This is a genomic window from Caldalkalibacillus thermarum, assembly GCF_014644735.1.
In the GTDB taxonomy this organism is placed as follows: domain Bacteria; phylum Bacillota; class Bacilli; order Caldalkalibacillales; family Caldalkalibacillaceae; genus Caldalkalibacillus; species Caldalkalibacillus thermarum.
This window is the reverse complement of sequence record NZ_BMKZ01000032.1, coordinates 1-24,786: the sequence shown is the minus strand read 5'-3', so window position 1 is coordinate 24,786 and position 24,786 is coordinate 1. Positions and strand designations below refer to the sequence as shown.

At 48.9% G+C, this 24,786-nt stretch carries 22 protein-coding genes; 16 read left to right on the top strand and 6 right to left on the bottom strand.

Translation table 11 applies throughout. From position 1 onward, the window contains the following. Positions 1-162 precede the first annotated feature (162 nt). The 8 genes from rpsF to IEW48_RS12055 all read left to right on the top strand — a co-directional run bounded on the left by rpsF (position 163) and on the right by IEW48_RS12055 (position 7,581). Positions 163-450 (top strand): 30S ribosomal protein S6, encoded by a 288-nt coding sequence (rpsF, locus tag IEW48_RS12090; RefSeq protein WP_007505368.1) that lies wholly within the window; start codon positions 163-165, stop codon positions 448-450. Positions 451-476: 26 nt separating this feature from the next. Beyond that, positions 477-914 (top strand): single-stranded DNA-binding protein, encoded by a 438-nt coding sequence (gene ssb, locus IEW48_RS12085; RefSeq protein WP_007505366.1) that lies wholly within the window; start codon positions 477-479, stop codon positions 912-914. A 27-nt stretch (positions 915-941) separates the two neighbouring features. Further along, positions 942-1,169 (top strand): 30S ribosomal protein S18, encoded by a 228-nt coding sequence (rpsR, locus tag IEW48_RS12080; protein WP_007505365.1) that lies wholly within the window; start codon positions 942-944, stop codon positions 1,167-1,169. A gap of 206 nt (positions 1,170-1,375) precedes the next feature. Beyond that, entirely contained in the window at positions 1,376-2,323 is a 948-nt protein-coding gene (locus IEW48_RS12075; RefSeq protein ID WP_188623982.1) for a YybS family protein, read from the top strand. A 12-nt stretch (positions 2,324-2,335) separates the two neighbouring features. Beyond that, entirely contained in the window at positions 2,336-4,312 is a 1,977-nt protein-coding gene (locus IEW48_RS12070; RefSeq protein WP_188623981.1) for a DHH family phosphoesterase, read from the top strand. Then, complete coding sequence (rplI, locus tag IEW48_RS12065) at positions 4,309-4,755, top strand: 50S ribosomal protein L9 (RefSeq protein ID WP_007505362.1); 447 nt, start codon at positions 4,309-4,311, stop codon at positions 4,753-4,755. Before IEW48_RS12070 ends, rplI begins: the two co-directional genes overlap by 4 nt. After that, a complete protein-coding gene (gene dnaB / locus IEW48_RS12060; protein WP_188623980.1) occupies positions 4,752-6,104 on the top strand; it encodes a replicative DNA helicase in 1,353 nt (450 codons plus the stop codon). Before rplI ends, dnaB begins: the two co-directional genes overlap by 4 nt. Before the next feature lie 190 nt (positions 6,105-6,294). After that, on the top strand, positions 6,295-7,581 hold the full coding sequence (locus tag IEW48_RS12055; RefSeq protein ID WP_188623979.1) for an adenylosuccinate synthase: 1,287 nt from the start codon (positions 6,295-6,297) through the stop codon (positions 7,579-7,581). Positions 7,582-7,687: 106 nt separating this feature from the next. Here the strand turns inward: IEW48_RS12055 and IEW48_RS12050 are convergent, their stop codons facing one another. After that, positions 7,688-9,022 (bottom strand): sugar phosphate nucleotidyltransferase, encoded by a 1,335-nt coding sequence (locus tag IEW48_RS12050; protein WP_188623978.1) that lies wholly within the window; start codon positions 9,020-9,022, stop codon positions 7,688-7,690. Further along, a complete protein-coding gene (locus IEW48_RS12045) occupies positions 9,022-10,113 on the bottom strand; it encodes an inositol-3-phosphate synthase (protein ID WP_188623977.1) in 1,092 nt (363 codons plus the stop codon). Before IEW48_RS12045 ends, IEW48_RS12050 begins: the two co-directional genes overlap by 1 nt. Positions 10,114-10,436: 323 nt before the next feature. Here IEW48_RS12045 and IEW48_RS12040 point away from each other — a divergent pair, with 323 nt between their 5' ends. The 8 genes from IEW48_RS12040 (at position 10,437) to rlmH (ending at position 18,978) form a co-directional block, all read left to right on the top strand. Next, entirely contained in the window at positions 10,437-11,150 is a 714-nt protein-coding gene (locus IEW48_RS12040) for a M23 family metallopeptidase (RefSeq protein ID WP_188623976.1), read from the top strand. Positions 11,151-11,389: 239 nt separating this feature from the next. After that, on the top strand, positions 11,390-12,100 hold the full coding sequence (gene yycF / locus IEW48_RS12035; RefSeq protein WP_188623975.1) for a response regulator YycF: 711 nt from the start codon (positions 11,390-11,392) through the stop codon (positions 12,098-12,100). Then, positions 12,097-13,920 carry an ATP-binding protein gene (locus IEW48_RS12030; RefSeq protein WP_188623974.1) on the top strand — a complete coding sequence of 608 codons (1,824 nt, stop codon included), beginning with the start codon at positions 12,097-12,099 and terminating at the stop codon, positions 13,918-13,920. Before yycF ends, IEW48_RS12030 begins: the two co-directional genes overlap by 4 nt. Further along, positions 13,917-15,284 (top strand): YycH family regulatory protein, encoded by a 1,368-nt coding sequence (locus IEW48_RS12025; RefSeq protein ID WP_188623973.1) that lies wholly within the window; start codon positions 13,917-13,919, stop codon positions 15,282-15,284. Before IEW48_RS12030 ends, IEW48_RS12025 begins: the two co-directional genes overlap by 4 nt. After that, positions 15,281-16,063 (top strand): two-component system regulatory protein YycI, encoded by a 783-nt coding sequence (locus tag IEW48_RS12020; RefSeq protein ID WP_188623972.1) that lies wholly within the window; start codon positions 15,281-15,283, stop codon positions 16,061-16,063. Before IEW48_RS12025 ends, IEW48_RS12020 begins: the two co-directional genes overlap by 4 nt. A gap of 10 nt (positions 16,064-16,073) precedes the next feature. Next, positions 16,074-16,868, top strand: a complete 795-nt coding sequence (locus IEW48_RS12015) for an MBL fold metallo-hydrolase (protein ID WP_188623971.1) — start codon at positions 16,074-16,076, stop codon at positions 16,866-16,868. A gap of 198 nt (positions 16,869-17,066) precedes the next feature. Further along, a complete protein-coding gene (locus IEW48_RS12010; protein ID WP_188623970.1) occupies positions 17,067-18,311 on the top strand; it encodes a S1C family serine protease in 1,245 nt (414 codons plus the stop codon). Between the two features lie 187 nt (positions 18,312-18,498). Then, entirely contained in the window at positions 18,499-18,978 is a 480-nt protein-coding gene (rlmH, locus tag IEW48_RS12005) for a 23S rRNA (pseudouridine(1915)-N(3))-methyltransferase RlmH (protein WP_188623969.1), read from the top strand. Positions 18,979-18,996: 18 nt separating this feature from the next. Here rlmH and IEW48_RS12000 read toward each other — a convergent pair whose 3' ends face one another. From IEW48_RS12000 to IEW48_RS11985, 4 genes are all read right to left on the bottom strand, one after another. After that, positions 18,997-21,246: a putative bifunctional diguanylate cyclase/phosphodiesterase gene (locus IEW48_RS12000; protein WP_188623968.1), complete on the bottom strand. Its 2,250-nt coding sequence runs from the start codon at positions 21,244-21,246 to the stop codon at positions 18,997-18,999. Between the two features lie 311 nt (positions 21,247-21,557). Next, positions 21,558-22,694 (bottom strand): alanine dehydrogenase, encoded by a 1,137-nt coding sequence (gene ald, locus IEW48_RS11995; protein WP_188623967.1) that lies wholly within the window; start codon positions 22,692-22,694, stop codon positions 21,558-21,560. Positions 22,695-22,855: 161 nt separating this feature from the next. Then, positions 22,856-24,109, bottom strand: coding sequence for a PucR family transcriptional regulator (locus IEW48_RS11990; RefSeq protein WP_188623966.1), 1,254 nt, complete (start codon positions 24,107-24,109; stop codon positions 22,856-22,858). Between the two features lie 387 nt (positions 24,110-24,496). Beyond that, positions 24,497-24,786: RNA-guided endonuclease TnpB family protein (locus tag IEW48_RS11985; protein ID WP_188623965.1), on the bottom strand; the 290-nt coding region annotated here is incomplete at its 5' end.

Genomic DNA, 24,786 nt, shown 5'->3' with positions numbered 1-24,786 from the left:
GTGATGGGTGAAGGGTTCTAACCCAGGGGGCACCAGGCGGAAAATGGCACTTGTGTTCGCCTCTGCTTTTTGTTAAAATGACCTTATGCGAGCAGAAAGCAGCATGTTTTTTGCTCCTTGTTCCCGTTTGGGGACCGTGAGTCCAGAAGGAGGTGAATGTGGATGCGCGCCTATGAATTGATGTACATCGTACGCCCTGATTTGGATGAGGAATCCACAAAAGCCGTTATTGAACGTTTTCAAAACGTGATTAAGGATAACGGCGGTGAAGTAGAAAAAGTAGATGAAATGGGGAAACGTCGGTTGGCCTATGAAATTGAAGGCTACAATGATGGGTACTATGTGGTCGTTAATTTCAAGTCCAACCCTGACCTTGTTGCTGAACTGGAGCGTCAATTGCGTTTGAACGATAACGTCATCCGCCACCTGGTGGTCAGAGAGGACGAGTAATTCGTATTTTTGGGGGAGGGGATCTCATGTTAAATCGGATCATTCTCATTGGACGTCTGACCCGGGATCCTGAACTGCGCTACACGCCGAACGGGGTCGCCGTGACCACCTTTACCCTTGCTGTGGACCGGCCGTTCACCAACCAGCAAGGGGAACGGGAAGCAGACTTTATCAACATTGTCACCTGGCGCGGATTGGCTGAAACATGTGCCAATTACCTCAAAAAAGGGCGCCTGACTGCTGTAGAAGGCCGTTTGCAAATCCGCAATTATGAGAATAACGAAGGCCGGCGGGTTTATGTTACCGAAGTGGTGGCGGATAACGTGCGCTTTCTTGAATCGCCCCGTGAAGGCATGCGTTCAGGCATGGGGACAGGCGGCCAGAATGAGACCCGGTTTGATGATGATCCCTTCGCCAATGACGCAGAACCGATTGACATCTCCGAAGACGATCTTCCATTCTAAAACTGTTCGCTTGAAGGAGGGAGTACGATGGCTCGCAAAGGTCGCGCCAAGCGCCGTAAAGTGTGCTATTTTACGGTGAACAAAATTGAAAAGATCGACTACAAAGACGTTGATCTGTTGAAGAAGTTTATCAGTGAGCGCGGTAAAATTTTGCCTCGCCGTGTCACCGGCACTTCATCCAAGTATCAGCGTCAATTAACCAGAGCGATCAAACGTGCCCGTCAAATGGCGCTGTTGCCCTATACCATTGATTAATGTGCATGATATGAAAGCTGTGCTAACGACAGGAACCCCGCCTTGTTCAGGCAGAGGGTTCCTGATTTTTTTGCCTTCACTTGACGTTTCCATTATAATTGAAAAAGCTATGCTCTGTATGTAAAAGTTTGATGATCAGGATGTGTATACGTTTGCTTGATCGTGTTGATTAAAGCCATAAGCTGAGCTGGTTAGGAGTGAAGTGCATGCAATCAAGTTCAGACACACAGCGGTTAGTACAAGGGGCCTTGATGGCTGCCTTATATCTGGTTCTGTTTCTGATTACCGTTTATGTTCCCTTTTTAGGTTTAATCGGTTTATTCTTTTTGCCCTTACCTTTTATTGTTCATCACTTGCGTTTTGGTTTGAAAAGCGCAGCTTTGGTGGGCGGTGTCTGTCTGTTTCTTTCCCCCCTCCTGGCCCCCTTGCCGGCTGTTTTTGTTACCCTTCTTGCTGTTTCGGTCGGTCTGGTGATGGGGTATTATTATGGTGAAAAAAAAGCCCCATTTTTGCCTTTGTTGGCAGGAATGTTAACCTATCTTGCCAATTACGTGTTGGCCTTTCTGTTTACTTATTTGGTCTTAAATTTGAACATGATTGACGTTTTCCAGCAGATGATGGAAGATGCCTTAATTATGACGGAACAAACCGCAGCTTTCCTTCCTGTTCCAGGTGATGAGAATGCACTGGACGTTTTCCAAGAGATGGTTGACTTCATGGTTTACATCTTTCCCGGTTTGTTGATTTTATCTTCCATGCTGATGGCAGGTATTAACCATGCGGCAGCCAGACCCATTTTGTCCCGGATCGGCTTTGACATCCAGTCCTTGCCCCCTTTTCGTCAATGGAACTTGCCCAAATCAATTTTGTTTTATTATCTGGTCGTCCTCATATTGATCCTGTTGCAGGCGGTCGAAGAAGGCAGCACATGGTTTATGCTGGTGGTCAATCTGCACCTTATTCTGGAAATCTTGCTTTTGCTGCAGGGACTGACCTTTGTGGCTCATTTTGCTTATGTCAAAAATATCGGACGCATATTGGTTATCTTGGCTGTCATACTGTCCTTTATCCCCCTCTTTTCCAGCATCATCCGCATTGTGGGCATCATTGATTTGGGGTTTGGTTTAAAGGAACGCCTCCAAAAAGCAGACTAGGGAGCTGAGATAATGCCAAGGTTCCTTTATCTCTATTTAAGAGGGTATCATCGCTATGCCCTTCCTGTTTTAACCGTGCTGGTCCTTGTCGTTTTGGCCTGGTATGCCTGGTACTGGGCAGTGGCCGGTTTTGTGGCTCTCGGCTTGATTCTGTATGTCATGTATAAAAAGGAGCAGGCCTTTGCCAAGGAGTTTGAAACTTATATCACCACCTTGCGCCACCGGGTCAAAAAGGTGGGAGAAGATGTTATATCCGAATTGCCCATTGGCATCCTGCTTTATGATGAAGAACAAACCATACAATGGCATAATCGGTATATATTAAAATTGTTTGCTGAGGCAGACACATTGGTGGGGACAAAACTGGAAGAGCTGTCTCCCTCTTTGGCGGAATGGCTGAAGAAAGAGGAACGGGAAGGCACGATCCGCTTTAATGAGTTAAGCTTGGATATTATCAGTTATCCTGAGGAACGCTTGCTTTATGTGATAGACAACACCGGGTATCATGAATTAAAGAAAAAGCACCGCCAGGAACAGGTGGTCTTTTTAAACATCCATCTTGATAATTTGGACGAAGTGACTCAGGGCCTTGATGAACAGCGCCGCTCGCTGTTGGTCGGCCGGGTGACCAACACGATCAGCCGTTGGGCCAGCGAACACGGCATTTTTTTAAAACGGACAGCGTCAGACAAATTCTTCGGGGTCATGGATGAGCAAACATTAAGGGAAATTGAAGAGACGAAGTTTGATATATTGGATCGCGTCCGTGAGTTAACCAGGCACAACAAGATTCCTGTGACCTTAAGCATCGGAGTGGGAGCTGGAAACTCCTCTCTCACAGAACTGGGGGATTTAGCCCAGTCCAGCTTGGATTTGGCTTTGGGCCGGGGAGGGGACCAAGCGGCTGTGAAGCGTTATCCAGATAAAGTTACGTTTTACGGAGGCAAGTCCAATGCGGTAGAAAAGCGAACCCGCGTCAGAGCCCGGGTGATCTCCCATGCTTTGCGGGATATGATCAAAGAAAGCGACAAGGTTTTTATCATGGGACACCGTGATCCGGATATGGATGCCGTCGGTGCGGCCATTGGAATGTTGAAAGCCGCGCAGGTCAATGAGCGGGAAGGCTACATCGTGCTTGATCAGGAAGAAGAGTATCCCAGCATTAGCCGCTTGATGGAGGAAATTAACAAGGAAAAGGATTTGAAAGAACATTTGCTTTCTCCACATGAGGCGGTAGAATTAATTTCAGACAAGAGCCTGTTAATTATAGTGGATGTGCATAAGCCCTCTCTGGTGCTGGAGCCGCGCCTGTTGGACCGCTTTGAACGTAAAGTGGTGATTGACCACCACCGGCGGGGAGAAGCTTTTATCGAAGAGCCCTTGTTGGTCTATATCGAGCCTTATGCTTCATCGACCAGTGAGCTGGTGACGGAACTCCTGGAGTACCAGAGTGATCATATCGAGATGAGCCGGCTGGAGGCGACCGTCATGCTGGCCGGCATTGTAGTAGACACGAATAACTTCTCCATGCGCACCGGTTCCCGCACCTTTGATGCTGCAGCCTACTTAAGGCGTCATGGCGCAGATCCTATCCTGGTTCAAAAGCTGTTGAAAGAAGAGAAAGAGCAGTTTATCAAGCGCAGCCGCATTGTCGAGCAGGCTGAAATCTACCGCGGCAAGATCGCCATTGCTGTTGCCGAAGCGGATGAACGTTACGGCCAGGTGCTATTGGCTCAAGCCGCCGATACCTTGCTTACTCTGGATGATGTGGTGGCTTCCTTTGTCTTGAGCAAACGGGAGGATGGCCAAGTGGTGATCAGCGCCCGCTCCTTAGGGGAAATCAATGTGCAGGTGATCATGGAAAAAATGCACGGGGGCGGCCACTTGACCAATGCCGCCACCCAACTGGAAGATATCAGCGTTGAGGATGCGGTACAATGGTTAAAAGAGGTTATTGATGACTATTTGGAAGGGGGAAGGGAAACATGAAGGTGATCTTGCAACAGGACGTGAAAGGAGTTGGCAAAAAAGGGGAAGTGAAAGAAGTTTCCGATGGCTATGCCCGCAACTATCTGCTTAAACAAAACCTGGCTGTGGAAGCGACTCCGGGCAACATGAAGGCGCTCATGAAAAAGAAACAGAGTGAGCAGAAAAAGGCGGAGGAAGAACTGCGTCAGGCCAAGGAGCTTGCGGCCAAGCTGGAACAGGAAACAGTGACCTTGACGGCCAAAGCAGGTGAAGGAGGCAAGCTCTTCGGCTCTATTACCAACAAGCAGATTGCCGACCAGCTGAAAAAAATGAATTACAAGATTGAGAAGCGCAAAATTGTGCTGGATGAACCGATTCGCTCCCTGGGTGTGACCCATGTTCCTGTCAAACTCCATCCTGAGGTGACGGCCACGTTGAAAGTACACGTGGTTGAGCAGTCATGAGCGACCTTTTTTTGGACCGTACGCCCCCCCATAACCTGGAAGCTGAGCAGGCTGTCTTGGGGGCTGTTTTTCTGGATAAAGATGCTTTATGGCGGGCCTTGGAAATGGTTCGTCCCGACGATTTCTACAAAACCAGCCACCAGCGTATTTTTCAAGTGATGATGGATCTGTCGGAAGACTCCCAGCCGGTGGACCTGGTCACGGTCACGGCTGAGCTGAACGACCGCAAATGGCTGGAAGAAGTGGGCGGGGTCAGTTATTTGAGTGATTTGGCCAACTCGGTTCCCACTGCGGCCAATGTGGAATACTATGCCCAAATCATCAAAGAAAAAGCGATCCTGCGCCGCCTGATCAAAACCGCGACTCAAATTGTGACGAACGGGTATACCTCCCAGGATGATGTGGAAGAAATCTTAAGCGAGGCGGAGAAGAGCATTCTCCAGATCAGGGACGAACGGACGACGGACGGGTTTGTGCATATTAAAGATGTGTTGATGGAGACCTATGAGCAGATTGAAAAGCTCCACAATACGAAAAGCGACATTACCGGCATTCCGTCCGGTTACCGGGACTTGGACCGCTTAACATCGGGTTTTCAGCGTTCAGACCTGGTGATTGTGGCGGCCCGTCCTTCCGTAGGTAAAACGGCATTTGCCCTGAACATCGCCCAAAATGTAGCTGTCCGGGCAGGCGAAACGGTGGCCATCTTTTCCCTGGAAATGTCGGCTTCCCAATTGGTGCAGCGCATGCTGTGTGCGGAAGGGAATATTGATGCCAACCGCATGCGCACGGGGGCGTTTAAGGAGGAAGATTGGGAAAAACTGACCATGGCCATCGCCAGCTTATCCAAGGCCAAAATCTATATTGATGATACGCCGGGCATCAATGTCAACCAGATTAGGGCCAAGTGCCGCCGCTTAAAGGCTGAAGAAGGGCTGGGCATCATTCTGATCGACTACCTGCAACTGATTCAGGGCAACAACCGGGAAAGCCGCCAGCAGGAAATTTCCGCGATTTCCCGTTCTCTGAAAGCCATGGCCCGGGAATTAGATTGCACTGTTATCGCTTTGTCCCAGCTCAGCCGGGCGGTGGAACAGCGGCAAGATAAACGCCCGATGTTATCCGATTTGCGTGAATCAGGCTCCATCGAACAGGATGCTGATATTGTCGCTTTCTTATACCGGGAAGATTATTATGACCAGGATACGGAAAACAAGAACATTATCGAGATTATTATTGCCAAGCAGCGCAACGGCCCGGTGGGCAAAGTGGAATTGGCCTTTTTAAAAGAATACAATAAATTTGTCAACCTCAGTAAACATGATGAATCTTTGGCCCCGGGAGCCTAGTCATACAGAGATATATTCCGAACAAAACTTTAATTTACACTATAAATGTTCGTTAGTTGATTGAATCTGCCCGGAGACAATGCTACACTAGAGGAGGATGACTAACAGGTTTATCATTTGGCTATGCGACCAATAAGCTGATCAGCCTGGCCAAAAGATGGCCTGATGTTTTGATGCGGAGGTGTTTCCCGTGCCAAGTGTAGTGGTGGTAGGCACCCAGTGGGGAGATGAGGGAAAAGGAAAGATTACCGATTACTTATCTGAAAAAGCGGAAGTAATCGCCCGTTATCAAGGGGGCAATAATGCTGGCCATACCATTGTGTTTGGGGGCAAGAAATATAAATTGCATCTCATTCCATCGGGGATTTTCTATGAAAATAAAATATGTGTGATTGGCAATGGCATGGTGATTGACCCTAAAGCCTTGGTGCAGGAGATTCAATACCTGCATGACCACGGTATTTCTACTGCCAATTTGCGCATCTCTAACCGTGCTCACGTGATTTTACCTTATCATCTGAAATTGGATGCAGTGGAAGAAGAGCGCAAAGGAGCAAACAAAATTGGCACCACCCGCAAGGGCATTGGGCCGGCGTATATGGATAAAGCAGCCCGGATTGGCATCCGCATGGCCGACCTGCTTGATCCGGAAGAGTTTAAATGCAAGCTGGAACATAATTTGGCGGAAAAAAACCGGCTGCTGGAAAAGGTGTACGGCACACAAGGCTTTGCTTTTAAGGACATTTACGATGAATATCTGGAGTATGCCAATTTTATCCGTCCTTATGTGGTTGATACGTCAGTCGTTTTAAACGATGCCTTGGATGCGGGTAAAAGGGTCCTGTTTGAAGGTGCTCAAGGCGTCATGCTGGATATTGACCAAGGCACTTATCCGTTTGTTACTTCTTCCAACCCTATCGCGGGTGGGGTGTGTATCGGTGCAGGGGTAGGTCCGACCAAAATCCACCATGTGGTGGGGGTGGCCAAGGCCTATACCACCCGGGTGGGGGACGGTCCTTTCCCCACTGAGATTCATGATGAGATCGGGGACCGTATTCGCGAGGTGGGTAACGAATATGGCACCACGACCGGGCGTCCGCGCCGGGTGGGCTGGTTTGACAGCGTCGTTGTCCGCCATGCCCGGCGGGTCAGCGGCATCACAGATCTTTCGGTGAACTCTATTGATGTGCTGACCGGTATCGACACTCTCAAAATTTGCACTGCCTATGAATATCGGGGGCAGGTCATTGAGGAATTTCCGGCCAGCTTAAAAGTGTTGAGTGAATGTAAGCCGATTTATGAAGAATTGCCTGGCTGGAAGGAAGATATTACGGGCGTCCGTTCCCTTGATGAATTGCCTGAAAATGCCCGCCATTATGTGGAACGCATTTCCCAACTGACCGGGATCCCCTTATCTATTTTTTCCGTCGGTCCCAGCCGGGAACAAACCAATTTGATCCGAGGGATATATGCCTAAAAGTCTGAACCCTAAATAGCAGACTAAACAAGGCCAGGCACCAAAAGCCTGGCCAACACATTTTTTAGACATTGCCAACCTGTTATTTTAGGCACTTTAAATCTGTTTACATCAACTTACGCAATTGAACCAGACGGACAATGGCCGCAAGATGTGTCGTGACCGCCAGCAAGATCAAGGTGGCCGGAATCAGATTGAAAATCCCCCCCAGCATGACAATAAACAGGCGTCCGTCGCGGTTGGCCGGGAGATAACGCCACAGGCCATCATCTGTTTCAGGGATATACGTTCTGCCAGTCAGGGCTTTATATTTTTCCTTCACCAGCATGGACATGGGAATGCCGCTTAAAGCGGCAGCACTCACTAAGAGAGCCATGATGGGTTGGTCTGTCTGGAGACACCACCAATAAGCCATGCCGGCGACAATAAAAAAGTCGGCATAGCGGTCCAGGATCGCATCAACCAGTCCCCCGTACTGGCTTTGCAGAAATTTGAGGCGAGCCAATTCCCCGTCGACGCCGTCAAGAATGGAACTGAACTGGGCTAAGAGACCTCCCACAAGAGGGAACCCTGCAGCAAAGCTCAATGCTGAAGCGAGGGAGACGATAAACGAAGCAACAGTGACCTGATTTGGCGTGACAGGGGTTGAGGCTAATCGTTTGGTGATTTGGAGAGAAACTTTGCGGTTTAAGTGACGGGAAATCAAACCGTCTTTATCCGGGACGAGGGACTTTAATAGCATGTGTTCAGCGTGGTGGAAACTCTCCCGGTCGTCAACGTCCACCCAGGCCTGATCAACGAAATGTAATTTAACCTTACCCTGTTTAGCCAGGATGTTGATACCATCCGTCAGGGCATGCCGGCCTTGGGCAATGGCTTGGGAAAGGGCCGGGAATAGTGCGCCGGTGCACATAAACAGGCCGCAGTCCACAGCATTAAAGTCACCCAAATCTTTACCCAGCTTTTGCGCCCGGTCATGTTCAGCCTGAATTTTGGTGCACTCCTCTACATCATGGACGCGGTCCAGGTTCCGGTCAGCAGCGAGCAACACTTCACTGTCACTGATCTTCTCTGCCTCCGCCACAAATGCCCGGACTGCCTGTGGTTCAAAGATATGGTCTGCCATCATGAGCACAAATTTTTCTTCCGGACGAAAAACGGTGTGCAAGGCATAGGCGGATACACCATTGCCCTTCTGCCAATCCGGATTGTGCACATAAGTGATCTTGATTCCCCACTTGCTCCCGTCACCGAGCGCTTCCTGGATTTCTGCACTGTGGCAACCGGTCACAATCACGATTTCCTGAATGCCGCTTTCCCGTAAAGTGAGCATGTTGCGTTCAATTAAAGACAGGCCTAATAAATGAATGAGAGGTTTAGGCCCGCTAAAATGGGGCCTTAACCTCCTCCCTTCACCGGCTGCCAGGATCGCAGCCCGCATTAACGTTCCCTCCGGCCGTCGATAAATTCCTGTACCATTTTTTTGCTTTCCGTATCCGTATATTGAACCGGTGGTGATTTCATGGTGTAAGAGGAGATGGATGTCAAGACACCGCCAATCTTGCGGTCCAGAGCCAGTTTCATGCAGCGGATGGCGTCGATCATCGAACCTGCGCTGTTAGGGGAGTCTTCCACAGACAGTTTGACTTCCAAAGTTAAAGGCACGTTGCCGAAACCGCGGCCTTCCATGCGGATATAGGCAATTTTATTGTCGTTCAGCCAAGGAATGTAATCGCTGGGCCCAATATGAATATGATGTTTGTCCAGAGGTGTCTTGAGCTCAGATTGTACCGATTGCGTTTTTGATTTTTTCTTCGACTTCAATCTGCTGCGGTTCAGCATGTTCAAGAAGTCGGTGTTTCCGCCGAAGTTGAGCTGGTAAGTACGGTCGAGCACAACGCCCCGGTTTTCAAACAGTTTAGTCAGCGTGCGGTGGACAATGGTGGCTCCCACCTGGCTTTTGATGTCATCGCCAATGATCGGCAGATTTTTTTCCTCAAATTTTTTAGCCCATTTTTCATCGGAAGCGATAAACACCGGAATGGCGTTAATAAAGCCCACATTCGCCTCCAGGCAAGCTTCGGCGTAATACCTGACCGCTTCTTCAGAACCGACGGGCAAGTAACAAATCAGCATGTCTGCGCCGCTTTCTTTTAAAACCTTGGCTACATCGCAAGGTTCCTCATCAGCGACGATAAAGGCTTTATCCTCATCATCTTCCGCCATCAGTTCAGATACGCCATCCAGCACAGGACCCATGTGCACCTTCACTGGATAATCAGGCAAGTTCTCATAAAAAACAGTGGTGCAGTTTGGCTCGGCAAAGATGGCTTCTTTCAGCGGTTTGCCTACTTTGCGCTTGTCCACGTCAAAGGCGGCCACCACATTAATATCTCCTGGTTTGTAACCGCCCAGGTCGTAGTTCATCAGCCCGATGGTATTGTCGGGAGTATTTTTGTACATTTCGATTCCCTGCAGCAACGCGCTGGCACAGTTTCCTACACCTGCAATGGCGATGTTAATTTTTCCCATCCATAATCCCTCCTGACATGATTTTTTAATGACTGGAATTATGATGCAGGTTAAGGCACCACCCTCCTTGCTTTCGTCTTTTTTGCTCAAAAAAAATCCCGCTGTAGAGCGGGAGTGTAAGGCAGCATGGTAAGCTGCCGGGTTAGCATTTTCAGCAGGAAAGATACACTCCCAAAGCATCTCCTGAATACAGATCTGCTTATGTAATAGAGGTATTTTCCAGCTTGCTGAAACGCGAACCATTTTTGTATATTGTTAGCACTCAATAAGTCCTGCTGCTAACAATTATACAGAAAAATTATCCAATTGCAAGTCCTAAATTATTGGCCTTGAATCCGGAACTAGATGAAGACACTTTGTTGCAGATTGGCCAGGAATTAACGGTTCAAGCCGAAAAGCCTGTGCTCACCGTGGTGACTGTTGAACGGGTGACAGAAGAACAATCCATTCCCTACCAGGTTGAAACCAAAAAGGATCCTGATCTGTACCGTGGTCAAACCCGTGTGGAACGGGAAGGAAAAGAAGGCAGAAAGCGGATCCAGTTTGAAGTGGTGAAAGAAAATGGACAAGTTGTCTCCCGTGAGGTTGTAGCTGAAGAAGTGCTAGAAGAACCCGTCAACAAGATAGTGGTCCGGGGGGAGAAAGTGAAGCCTTCCCGGGGCAACGGCCAATTTATGTGGCCGGCCCGCGGCGGCCGTATCACCAGCGGCTTCGGCATGCGCTGGGGACGTCCCCACAACGGCATTGATATTGCCGGTGTACGGGACCGCACCATTGTCGCTAGTGACCACGGAACAGTGGTTAAAGCCGGCTGGCATAGCGGCGGCTACGGCAATACCGTGGTGATTAATCACAACAACGGTTACCGAACCCTTTACGCCCACTTGGCCTCCGTCAATGTACGTCCCGGGCAAACCGTGGAACGGGGTGAAGTGATTGGGGTCATGGGCTCAACTGGGAACTCTACCGGGATCCATCTCCATTTTGAAATCCACCGTAACGGTACACCGGTCAATCCGGTTCCATATTTGAGATAAAGATAGCGGCTGAGACTGTTCCAAAGCTGGACAATGGCGCTTTGTGAACAGTCTTTTTGTTGCAGGAAAATGATCCCCCTCAACGGGGCCAACCCTGAAAATGCCCTCCCCCTCTATTTTTTCCCCTTGCCGTCGATTAAAATAATAGAAAAAGCCTATTGGATAAGGATTGTTTTTCCGCTCAGGTGGCGTTGAATCTAGAAGCTTGAGATAGAGTCGCCAGGTAATGGGGGGTTCTTATGGTTTATAAAATACTCGTGGTGGATGATGAAAAGCCGATCGCCGATATTTTGCAATATAATTTAGAAAAGGAAGGTTACCAGGTTTTGACCGCCTTTGACGGGGAAGAAGCGGTTGATAAGGCTTTGTATGAAGAGCCCGACTTAATTCTTTTGGATATTATGCTGCCCAAAAAAGATGGTTTTCAGGTTTGTCAGGAGATCCGCCATAAAAGCCAGGTGCCCATCATTATGTTGACGGCGAAGGACGAAGAAGTGGATAAGGTGTTGGGCCTGGAGTTGGGGGCTGACGATTATGTGACCAAGCCGTTCAGCACCCGGGAGCTTTTGGCCAGGGTCAAAGCTAATCTGCGCCGCCAGCAGCAGGCCGTCCGCACCGCTGGCCACTCATGGTTGGAGATTGGCGAATTGCGCATCTATCCGGAAGCCTATTCGGTGTATAAAGGGGACCGGCTCTTGGAGTTAACCAACCGGGAATTTGAACTGCTCCTCTTTCTGGCCAAAAACAAGGGTCATGTGTTAACAAGGGAACATTTGCTGGAAACGGTGTGGGGGTATGATTACTATGGGGATGTGCGCACAGTGGATGTGACGGTGCGCCGTCTGCGGGAAAAAGTGGAGACAGATCCCAGCCGTCCGGAGTATATTCTTACCAGACGGGGGGTTGGTTACCTTTTGCAAGAGCCCCAACCTAAAAGGAGTGAACGATGAAGCAGTTTACGTTTTTCAAAGGGATCCATTCGAAATTTATTGTTATTTTGCTGCTGGTCATTATACTGGCCATCCAGGTGTTTGGCGTTTATTTCAACAGGGCTTTGGAATCTCATCTGGTCAATAACTTCACCCGCATGCTTGATCAGCAAGCTCATCTTTTGGCCTATAGCATTCAGCATGAACTGGACAAACCTTATAATGAAGCAGATGGATTAGGGGCTTATGAGCATATACAATTCTTGATTGATAAAATGTTTGCCGCTATTCCCCATGCCGAAATCCAGGTGCTGGACCGCAATGGGGTGGTGATCAGCACCAATTCCGACAACCGGTCCATTATCGGCCAGCGCAACACCCAGATCGAAGTGAAACGGGCCTTATTGGGGACCCGGGATGAGGCCATCCGCCTCCATCCTAAAACGGGTCACCGGATGAAGATCATGTCCATTCCCATCAAAGTGAATCAAGACGTGGTGGGAGCCGTTTATCTGATGGCCTCCTTAGAGGAGACTTACCAGAGCATTGCTGAAATTAACAGCCTGTTGGTGAAGGGCACGTTAATCGCCCTCTGCCTGACGGCGGTTATTGGTGTGGCGTTAGCCAGAACCATCTCCGCTCCCATTAAAGAGATGACCAAGCAGACCCAAGCCATGGCAGCCGGTGATTTTTCCAAGCAAGTGAAAGTGTATAGTGAAGATGAAATTGGCCAGTTGGCCCAAGGGATAAACCACTTATCCCAACGTCTCAGCGAAGCGCTGGGCGAGATCGAGGAAGAAAAAAACAAACTGGCTTCCATCTTGTTTTATATGAGTGACGGATTGATCGCCACCGACCGGAAGGGGCGCATTATCCTTTTGAACCAACAGGCGGAGATGATGCTGAACAAACAGGCCAAAGAAGTGCTGGGCCAAAAGTTGAGTGACGTCCTCGATTTTCCAGACGAAGTGCAGCAAGATACCCTATTGTTCAGGGAAGGACGCTTTCAGGTGGATATCGGGGCGGACGGACAGCCGCTCATCTTAGAAATTACAGTCAGCCCGCTGCATCTAGACGGCGAAGGGCAGGGCTTGATTGCCGTTTTGCAGGATGTGACAGAGCGGGAGCAGCTGGAGCGGGACCGCAAAGCCTTCGTGGCCAATGTCTCCCATGAATTGCGCACGCCTTTGACAACCATGAAAAGCTATGTGGAAACATTAATCAGCGGGGCGATGGATGATCCGGCTGTAGCTAAACGTTTTTTGCATGTCATTGCCAATGAAACTGAACGGATGATCCGGCTGGTTAACAAGTTATTGCAGTTATCCAAACTGGACAGCAAACGCTTCAAGTTGCGCTTAAAAAAGCTGGATCTTCACGCCCTGATCCAGGAAACCATCCAACGCTTTTCTTTTCAGCTCCAAGAGCGTGAGTTAACGGTCAAGCTGGATATAGCGGCTGACTTGCCTCCCGTTGAAGCGGATAAGGATATGCTGACGCAGGTGCTGGATAACATTTTATCGAATGCCATTAAGTATTCCCTGGCCGGTGGACAGATTAAAGTGACAGCCCGCCAGGAAGGGGATCAGCTGAAGCTGGTGATCGAAGATGAGGGAGTAGGCATTCCCAAGCAAGAGTTGAAGCACATCTTTAAACGTTTTTACCGGGTGGACAAAGCCCGGTCCCGGGACAAGGGCGGCGTGGGCTTGGGGCTATCCATTGCCCGGGAGATGATTTTGGCTCATCAAGGCAGCATTGAGATTGACAGCGATGTGGGGGAAGGGACAGCGGTGACAATCCGCTTGCCCCTTCAATGGAGCGCGGGGGAGGGGGCATCATGAACGAACGGGTGAAAAATGTGGTTCTGACCCTGCTGGTCTTACTCAGCTTGTTTTTATCCTGGCAATTATGGACTTATCAGCCCCGGTATGATTACCTCCCTCCGGCTGAGTTTGCCGAGCCTGAAGGTTTGGCCGAAAGCAAGGAGTTTCATGAGCTGGTCAAACCCCATTTAATCGTTCATCACCTGGGAGACGATCAGCATTCCGTTTCTTATCCACATACCTTTTCTTACAACGTGATCCAAGGGAGGCTGAAAGACTGTGAACTTAAGCCTGTCCGGCTGATTGAACAGAATCAGTATGCGGACTGGCAGGAACTTTACAAACACGAGCAGGGCATTGAACTGGTGTTTTTTAACAGCCTCCCGTTAGATGTACTTGGTAGCCTGTTTCACGTGCAGCTGGAAGAATGGCTTGACCAAGTTGAACTCGAGCGTTTGCCCCGTATTAACCGCGTCTGGTTCCATTACGATCCCCACTGGGAAAATGAAGTTTCGGCATTGTTCATATCGGAAGAGGATCAGATGCTCCTCTACAGCCGGACGTCCAATATGAGCATCCGGGATCTGGGCAATTATATTGCCCTGGGTCAGACACGTCCTGTTCATCAAGCGTATATCCTCAGCCAAGGAGAACAGACCGTCCATAAGGTGCACTATCTCAGTACCGAACCGGTCTCTGTGGCAGCCTTTGACTATTACTATCAGCGTATCCCGGTTTTTCATATGGTTTCCTATTTGTTTGTAGATCCCACTTTAGTGCGCCGGATTGAGGAAAGAGAGGACAGTATCCTCTATATACACGGGGCCAGGGGTATGCAGGTAGATAAAACGCATACGCAGATGACCTATTTTCACCCCCTTTTGGAGCCTGAAAACGGGGAAGGCGTCACCGGTTCTGTGGATGTGATGCGGGGGATCCAGTTTGTGAATCAGCATAAGGGCTGGGATAAACCTTATGTGCTGGACAGCATCGTTGACATGCAGCACGAACGGCTGATTCAGGTTAATTTTAGGGAATATGTTGAGCACTATCCTGTTTTTGGGACTGGGCAACAAGACGGTTTGTATACCCTTCAGGTGGATATCCACATGGGGCGCGTGGTGGGCTATGCCCGCTCCCTTTTAGAGCGGGGGGAAGTGGCCAACAAACAGTTTTATCAGTTGCCTGCTGGCAGTGAACTCTGGCGTGAACTGGAGCATCAGGGTGTCAACCTGGAAGAGATCAGTGCGATCCGTATCGGGTATAAAAGTGAGCAGGAGACCACGTTCTTAACCTACCGGCCCTACTGGGTGATTGATTTTAAACAGGGGGACCGCTGGTTTGTTCAGGATGTGGAAGAGATCAGGAGGCATCTGGAATGAATTGGGCCAATACCAAATCGATCCTTATTGTGGTCTTTCTTTTACTTAACATTTTTCTCGGCTGGCAATTGTGGCAAAAGCATACCAACCATCCAGAACTGGCCTTTATCTATGAGCATTCTCTGGATGAGCTTTTGCTTTTGCATCAGATCACATTGGATACAGATCTGGACCCGGAACAGCCGCACATGGCCCAATTGGAAGTGCGCTCATTGACAGAGAGCGACCGGCCCAACCTTCCTGATGCACAGGGGCAGAGCATTACTGTCAAGGACAATGTGATTATCTCTGCTTTTTCTCCTGCTTATCCCTTGGAGGGGGAGTTTGATCCCCAGCTGTTTAAAGAACTTTTTGTCAAGGAGTATGTCTACCGGGGGGAAGATTACAATTTTAACTATATGGATGAAGCGGAAATCAGCTATATTCAATATTACGGTGAATTTCCCCTGTTTATTGGCAGCCTGACCATTTTCTTAAATGAACAAGGGGGAGTGACCGGTTACAAGCAACGCTATTATCATGTGGTAAATGAAGGAGACAAGCAACCGATTATATCTTCTTATACCAGTCTGAGGACTTTATTAGACCAGCAAGTGATCCCCCCTCTGGCTGTCATTCGCGAGGTGACCCTTGGCTATTATGGGCAGGTGTATGCGGCTGAAAACCAGGTGTTAACCCCAACCTGGCGCATTATTTATGAAGACCGGAATCAACTGAAAGTGACTTATGTGAATGCCTATACCGGCGCCATAGAATTAGATCCAAACAAAGCGGGATGAGGTGAGCAAGGTGACCTTACACTATTCTGTCTTGGCCAGCGGCAGTACAGGCAATGCGATTTTTATCAAAACAGAACAAACGCGTCTCTTAGTGGATGCTGGCTTATCAGGCAAGAAATTGGAACAGCTGTTTGCTGAGATCGGAGAACACCCCGGTCAACTGGATGCCATTTTAATCACCCATGAGCATGCCGACCATATCAAGGGCTTGGGGGTGCTGGCCCGCCGCTATAAAATACCGGTTTATGCCAACGCTAAAACATGGTTTGAACTGGATAAGTTGTGTGGGAAAATAGACGGGGAGCAAAAGTTTCATTTTGAGCGGGGGCAAACTTTAACTTTGGGCGATATCGACATTGAGTCCTACGGCATTTCCCATGATGCCGTAGAGCCTATGGCTTTCTGTTTTTACCACGGGGGCAAAAAGCTCAGCATGGCGACGGATTTGGGCTATGTCAGTGAAAAAATTAAAGGCATTTTGCGCGGCTCGCAGGTGCTCATTTTTGAAGCTAACCATGATGTCCAGATGCTGAGGATGAGCCGCTATCCGTGGAACATTAAGCGCAGGATTTTAAGTGATGTGGGCCACCTGTCCAATGAAGCCAGTGGGGAGGCTTTGGCTGAGATTATTACCGATTGCACCCAAAAAGTGTATTTGGCTCATCTTAGTCAAGATAACAACATGCAGGATTTGGCCCGTATGACCGTGGAACAGATTTTGAAGGCGGAAGGCGTGCCCGTTGGCCAGCAGGTGACTTTGCATGATACATATCCTGACCGCCCGACCAGGCTGGTGGCGGTTTAGCCCCTGGGGTGAAGGGGTTGGTCCTTGTTTGTTTAGCATCCCATCCGCTGCAGATTTTGCCTGAAAGACGACGGCCAGCTCTAAATGTAAAAAAATCTTCACCGTTTTGAAATTGTGCCTTTAACTAAAATCACTATAATATATAGTAGGGGAGATAGACGATTTATCTGTCATATTTTGTGAAGGCAGGTGTTCTGTATGGGTTTTTACGACGAGGGTTTAAACCAGTCCCCCCGGAAACGCCAGCCCAGAACATGGCTAGTCGCACTGGTTTCTGCAGTCATTGGCGGGCTGGTGGCGGGAATCATGCTTCCATTGCTAGCGAATGCAGGTCTTATATCCGGCAGCCTGGTGAATGAAGCGGTGAACTCCCCTGATACACCGGCCTCAACTGGGCCAACCCAGTATCAGCGGACGTCTGTCGAGGTCACCTCAGACATTACTGAAGTGGTGGAAAAAGTGTCCGATGCGATCGTGGGTGTGGTCAACATTCAGCAAACAGCTGATTTCTTCCAGCAAGATATCAGAAATGTGGAGCGTGGCACAGGATCCGGTATTATTTTTGAGAAAAAAGATGGCAAAGCTTATATTGTCACCAATTTCCATGTGATTCAAGGCGCCAAGGAGGTAGAGGTTTCCCTGGCCAATGGGGAACGTGTGCCAGCTGAACTGGTGGGAGCCGATCCGTTGACGGACCTGGCTGTTTTGTCCATTGATGGCCAGCAGGTGGACACAGTGGCGGAGTTTGGGGATTCCGATGCGATCCGTACCGGAGAGCCGGCTATTGCGATCGGCAACCCCTTGGGACTTGAATTTTCCCGTACAGTGACGATGGGCATCATCAGTGCCAAAGAGCGTTCCATTGAAGTGCAAAACGGCTGGGAGTTAAACGTCATCCAGACCGATGCGGCAATCAATCCTGGAAACAGCGGTGGCGCATTGGTCAACATTGCTGGTCAAGTGATTGGCATTAACAGCTTGAAAATTGCTGAATTCGGTAGGCAGTCCGGTATTTTTGGCACTTCAGGCATGCCGATTGAAGGCATGGGCTTTGCCATTCCGATCAATGATGCCATTCCGGTGATTGAAGACCTGATGAACCATGGCCAAGTGCTCCGTCCGCAAATGGGGATTGACATCATTGACTTGGCCAGCATCGACAGCTATCACTGGTATGAAACCCTGAAGCTGCCCCGTGATGTCACGCAAGGCGTTGTGGTCAGAGCTGTGCGTCCCATGTCGGCAGCAGATAAAGCAGGGCTTCAGGAACGGGACGTGATTGTGGCTATTAACGGGGAAGAGATTGCCAATGGTATTGAGTTGCGCAAATATCTCTATAACAAGACTAAAATTGGCCAGACGATTGAAGTGAAATTTTACCGTGATGGCTTGCCCATGACGGCGGAATTGACTCTGGAACAGGCAGAGCCAATTGAACAGTAACCAGGCTGCGGTTAGAGAATCATGGTATAGATATTATCTTGACGATAAATTGATCTGTGGGGCAACCTTAAGTGGTTGCCTCTTATTTAGTTGTATATTGTCAAAATAGTTATACACAGACTGTGATCAACATGTGGATAACTTTACTGTTGTAAAGCTCAATATCTTGTGCGAAAGGATGTTCTTAATGCAGATTACGGTACTCAGTGTGGGCAAGATCAAAGAAAAATACTTAAGGCAAGGGATCGCCGAATTTGAAAAAAGGATAAAACCGTATTGCAAGTTGAAGCTGATTGAGGTAAACGATGAACAAGCACCGGAGCACTTAAGTGAAGAACAGTTGCGTCAAGTGAAGGCCAAGGAAGGAAAACGCCTTTTGGCCCATATTAAGCCGGAACATTATGTTATTGCCTTAGCGGTTGAAGGGGTGCAATGGTCCTCCGAACAATTGGCCAGGGAACTGGAGCAGCTGGCCACTTACGGCCGCAGCCAGATTGTGTTTGTGATCGGTGGCTCCAACGGACTGGCCGATGAGGTTCTCAAGCGGGCCAACGTGCAGCTTTCCTTTTCCAAGATGACCTTTCCCCATCAGCTGATGAAGCTGATCTTACTGGAGCAGCTCTACCGGTCGTTTAAGATTATGAAGGGTGAACCGTATCATAAGTAACTTTTTATTTGTCTTGTTTCACTTGCTCCATCTTCCTGTTTCAAGCAGTGGCTGCAACCCTTCCACTGGTGAAGGCGGGCTGAACAAATACCCTTGGGCAGCATCACAGTGGATGCTTTCCAGGCACTTCCATTGTTCCTTCTTTTCCACACCCTCCGCTACAACATTCATGTTCAGACTATGGGCAATGGAGATGACAGCGGTCGTAATCACATGGCCGTAATGATGGTCAGGCAGGTCGTGAATAAATGATTTATCGATTTTTAACGTATCGACGTCAAACTGTTTTAAATAGCTCAGGGAGGAATAGCCTGCCCCGAAGTCATCGATCGATATGCGCACCCCAAGCGCTTTAATGTGTTTCAAGTTTTCAATCACCGTTTGCTCATTTTGCATGATGGTGCTTTCCGTCATCTCTAACTCCAGAAATTGTGGGTCCAGTCCGCTTTCATCCAGAATGTTTTTGATGTGGTGATGGAAATCTTTTTCTTGAAGCTGTTTCATGGAAACATTAACCGACATGCGGATGGGCTGGTAGCCTTCTTCTTGCCAGCGTTTGTTTTGCAGGCAAGCTTCCCGTAAAACCCAACGGCCGATGGAATGGATTAATCCGGTTTCCTCAGCAAGGGGGATAAAAATGCCTGGCGAAATGAAACCGTATTCAGGATGCTGCCAACGGAGCAGGGCTTCCATACCGATCACCTCACCGGACACCAGATCGATGATCGGTTGGTAATAAACCGCAAGCTGTCCCCGCTCAATGGCGTAATGCAGGTCATTTTCCAACAAGGCAGGTTGCAGGGTGTGATCCTCCATCTCTTTGGCAAAGAGGCAGTACGTGTTTTTCCCTGACCGTTTCGCTTCATACATTGCCATATCGGCCCGTTTGATTAATTCATCTGCTGTGACACCGTCTTGAGGAATAAAGACCAGGCCAATGCTGGCCGTGATGCGCAGGTCGTACGAGCGGATGTTAAACGGTTTTTGCATGTTGTGCAAAATGTTTTTGACCACTGTGACGGCTTCGTCCTGATTGGCAATCTGGGGCAGTAAAATGATAAATTCGTCGCCCCCAAGGCGGGAAACGGTAGCCGTATCGGATACAGAACTAAGCAGACGGCCAGCAACTTCACGCAGCAGTTCGTCTCCTATATCATGGCCAAGCGAATCGTTAATCACTTTGAAGCGGTCCAGATCAAGGTATAAAAGGGCCGACAGATGATTGTCCCGTTTGGCCGCGGATAGGGTTTGATTCAGCCGTTCTTGCAACAGCCGGCGGTTGGGCAAGTGGGTTAAAGCATCGTAATGGGCCAGTTGCTGCACTTGTTTTTCATACAATTTGCGTTGCGTGATATCCTTGGCAATGCAGAACACGCCTGTCACGCTTTCATTAACAACAATCGGGACGGAGGTAATGTTTAAATGAATCCGCTCCCCTTGTTTATTCTGGAAACACATCTCAAAGTTTTGGGGGTTGCCGTTAAGCGTTTCCCTAAACGCTTTTAAAGTTTTGCCCAGATCCTCCATGACAACAAGGAGTGTAAACGACATGTTCAACAATTCTTTGCGCGAATATCCAGACAGAGCGATAGCTGCCTTGTTGGCTGTTAAAAAGTGCCCGTTGACATCAAGGGTAAAAACAGCGTCCGTATTGTATTTAAACAGAGACTTATAGCGTTGTTCGCTTTCCTCAAGTTTCCTTTTTGTCCGTTCGTGCCCCAGGGCCAAACTGGCCAGGGAGGAGAAGGTATCAATCAGTTTTAACTCCTCATGAGTGGGTGTTAGAGGGGTGCGGTGATAGATGGCAAATGTGCCCAATACTTTGTTTCGAGCATCCACAATGGGCATAGACCAGCAGGAAGCAAGACCATGGTCTAAGGCTATCTGTTTAAAATCTGCCCATAACGGGTCAGTGGCGATATTTTCCACAATAACCAATTTCTTAAGATAGGCGGCAGTCCCGCACGACCCTGCACAGGAGCCAATGTGTATCCCATTGATTTCTTTGATGAATTCTTGGGGAAGGCTGGGGGCAGCGCCGTGAAATAATTGATTGCCTTTGAGCAGCATGATGGAACAGATGAGACCGGGATTAATCCGTTCGGCGGTTAAGGCAATCTCAGTTAAGATATCCTCGAGGGGATCATCGTTGGCCATCATGTTCAAAATGCGTTGGTGCCCCATTAACAACATTTCAGATCTGTTTTGGGCGGAAATGTCCCCATGGCAATAGAATGAATACTTCGACAACTCAGGCCGATCGTTCACTGTGCTACACCTCGATTCCAGAGTGCTTGCCCGTGGTCAACAGCGTGGATCATCCATACTAAGTACCAGATTATATATTAAGCATACTACATGCTAAACAGGAAGACAAACCCATTGCGTCCATTGCCTGATGAACAGTACGACAACCAGGCAAGACAAAGGAGCCAGCCCAGCCCCCGTATAAAGAAAAATGAAAGACATCTCATGCCCCAAGTGTGGGCAGAGATGTCCGTTTGTTAAGACCGCTTATTTTAACTTACCTCCGACAGAAGCCCCCACCTCTAAGCGTCAGCGTAGGTGGTGGGAGTATGTCACAAGATAGTGGAATTGGTTTGAGACAGAGCTTTTTCCACCGGAACGTACGGGTAACCAAGATCACGGGCCACCGCCTCATAGGTGATGGCGCCGCCAGCCACATTAACCCCTTTTTTCAAAGCCGGGTTGTCAACAACTGCTTGGTGTATGCCCTTATTGGCGATTTGCAGGGCATAAGGCACCGTCACATTGGTTAAGGCAATGGTGGAGGTGCGGGGCACCGCTCCAGGCATGTTGGCCACCGCGTAATGGACGACATCATGCTTGATGAAAACAGGGTCATCATGGGTGGTGATACGGTCGACCGTTTCGAAAATTCCCCCTTGGTCAACGGCCACATCCACTACAACCGAACCAGGCTCCATGGAACGGATCATCTCTTCGGTAACCAGTTTAGGGGCCTTGGCTCCCGGAATCAGCACGGCACCAATCACCAGATCTGACTCCTGCACAGCTTCGGCTATATTGTAAGCGTTGGACATCAGCGTATTAATGCGTGTGCCAAATATATCATCCAATTGGCGCAAACGTTCGGCGTTCAGGTCGATAATTGTGACGTCAGCCCCCAGGCCGACGGCAATTTTGGCTGCGTTGGTACCGACAACGCCACCGCCGATAATGGTCACTTTGCCCCGTTTGACCCCCGGCACACCACCCAGCAGGATGCCTTTGCCGCCTTTAGGTTTTTCCAAGAACTGAGCCCCGATTTGGACGGCCATCCGTCCGGCCACTTCACTCATTGGTGTCAAGAGGGGCAGGGTGCCATTCACTTCCACCGTTTCATAAGCAACGGCCGTTACGCCTTTTTCCAGCAAGGCTTTTGCCAGAGACGGCTCAGCTGCCAAATGGAGATAGGTAAACAGCACCAGCCCTTCGCGGAAATACTCATATTCCGAGGGAAGTGGTTCTTTGACCTTCATCACCATCTCGGCCTTGGCCCATATCTCAGCAGCCTCCTCAATGATGGTGGCCCCGGCTTGGACATAGGCCTCATCGCTGAAACCGCTTCCAACTCCGGCCCCTGCTTGGATAAGGACTTTGTGTCCTGCATTGACGAAGGACATGACGCCGGCTGGAGTTAAAGCCACGCGGTTTTCATTATTCTTGATTTCTTTGGGCACGCTGATAATCATGTTTATCCCTCCACAGATGAGACTATAATCGGCCTGGTCTCGGGAATTGTGCATTGTGCAAGCTTCCGGACAATAGGACTCCCTTAGTACAAGTATAGAGGGATGGAGCGGATTTTTCTTTATGCAGAACAGAGAAAATAAAAAAGACCTTTTGTAGAAATCTACAAATGGCCTTTTGCTGTATATTTATTAATTTTTAGATCAATATACAACATCATTTTTTGGTTGGGATCACTCAGGTTTATCTCGCCGATTTCTGCAATGCGCTTAAGCCGGTAGTTTAACGTATTGACATGAATATGCAGCGCTTTGGCTGTTTCATTCAGATTGGTATCTTTATTGAGGTAAACATCCAAAGTTTTGACCAACTGGCTGTTGTGCTGCTGGTCATAGGCGTAAAGTTTTTGCAAGGCGTGATTGACCGAACCGTCTCTCTTTCTTTTGTCAGCAATCACATCCAGGAACTGATAGATGCCTAAATCCTGATAGGTGTAGATCTTCTCTGTATCTTCGGCAAATTTTTCTTTTATGTCTAGTACATACAGGGCCTCTTTATAACTTTTTTCAACAGCTGGCAAATGGCGTTGGATAGATCCGCAGGCCCCCAGCATAGGAAATACGTCAAAACGCTCTTTCATCAGGGCTATACAGGCAGGGATAAAGTGCTGAAAGTCCTTGAGGGGTGCTTCTTGAGATTGGGGAGCAGCCAATAAAATAAACTGATGGCCATCCGTTGTAGACAAAACCGGTTTGATGCGCTGGGAGGTTTTCAGGATATAGCCAAGCTTGTTCTCCAACCGGGCATCCACGTCCTGGGCAAACTGAAAGACAATGACTGTGGCCATGGCAGGAAAGGTAAGCTTAAGCTGTTCAAACTTTGCTTTGATTTCTTCTTCCGTATCGGCATGCCCGGTTAACAATTGCCAGAGCAATTCCTGGTGGCCAGCTTCCCGCTTATATTTGTGTGCTTGCCGTTTAAGCAAGAGCTTTCTGGCGGCTTCGGCCGCTTGTTTTAATAAGGCCAGTTTCTCATCGTCCAATGTATGGTCCATATCCAGGGCCCAGATGTAACCAAGTACCTCTTCATTTTGGCGGATAGAGATGGCCACCCGGTTATCCAGCCCAATGTCAGTGATTTTCTTGACCCGAATGGGCTCATCACTGGCCATTAGTTGAGGAATCACACCGTTTTTCCATAAACTGTTAATCACTTTTTCAGGGACACGCCTGCCCATGATGGTGGCCGTTCGTGCCGGATCTGTCCGGTCGTCATGGGTGCTGTAAGCTAAAAGCCTGTGATTGGCATCTTCCAAAGTGATAGGGCATGACAGCATGTCGCTGATCCGGTCGACGAAGCTTTCCAGATCCTCATACAGCCCTTTGAAAGGATTACGGTTCGGTAGAGCGCCCTTCATATCCTCCCCCCTCAGAACAGATTAAACTGAATCATATCCAGCCCTTCCAGCGGACCGCAAATGCAATCCAATCAGTGGTGTTACTCTTATTTAACCTTAAAATAAGGCCAAAGATCAAGGGTTGTGGCCCAGAGAAAGAATGCCCCGCACACCGCGGGGCATAACCAGAAGACACTGAAAAGCCAATCACTTAAGAGTAAGGAAAGTTCTGTTTACTGGTTCGGCGTAGCAGCTGCAACCTGATGCAATGCATTCTTAACTAATGACAGGAAAGTGACATACTCCCACCACCTACGCTAACGCTTAGAGGTGGGGGCTTCTCGGGTAATCCCATCTCATGATGGGAAGTTGACCGGGCTATCCCCGTGTGTCCCACGGTTCAGTTGGCTAGACGGCCAACAATCGCAATCCTTCTTGCAAAATATTCCTTGCGGCATTGATGTTCCGGTCATGGAGTGTACCACATGAGGGACATGTCCATTCCCTCAAGCCGAGGTTTTTAACTTCCCGATAGCGATAGCCGCAGCCGGGAGTGGAACACAACTGGCTAGAAGGGAATGTTTTGTCCACCACCACAATGGTTCGTCCGTACCATTTGGCCTTGTATTCCAGCATGGTGCGAAACATGGACCACGACGCGTCAGCGATACTTTTGGCCAAATGCCGGTTTTTCTGCA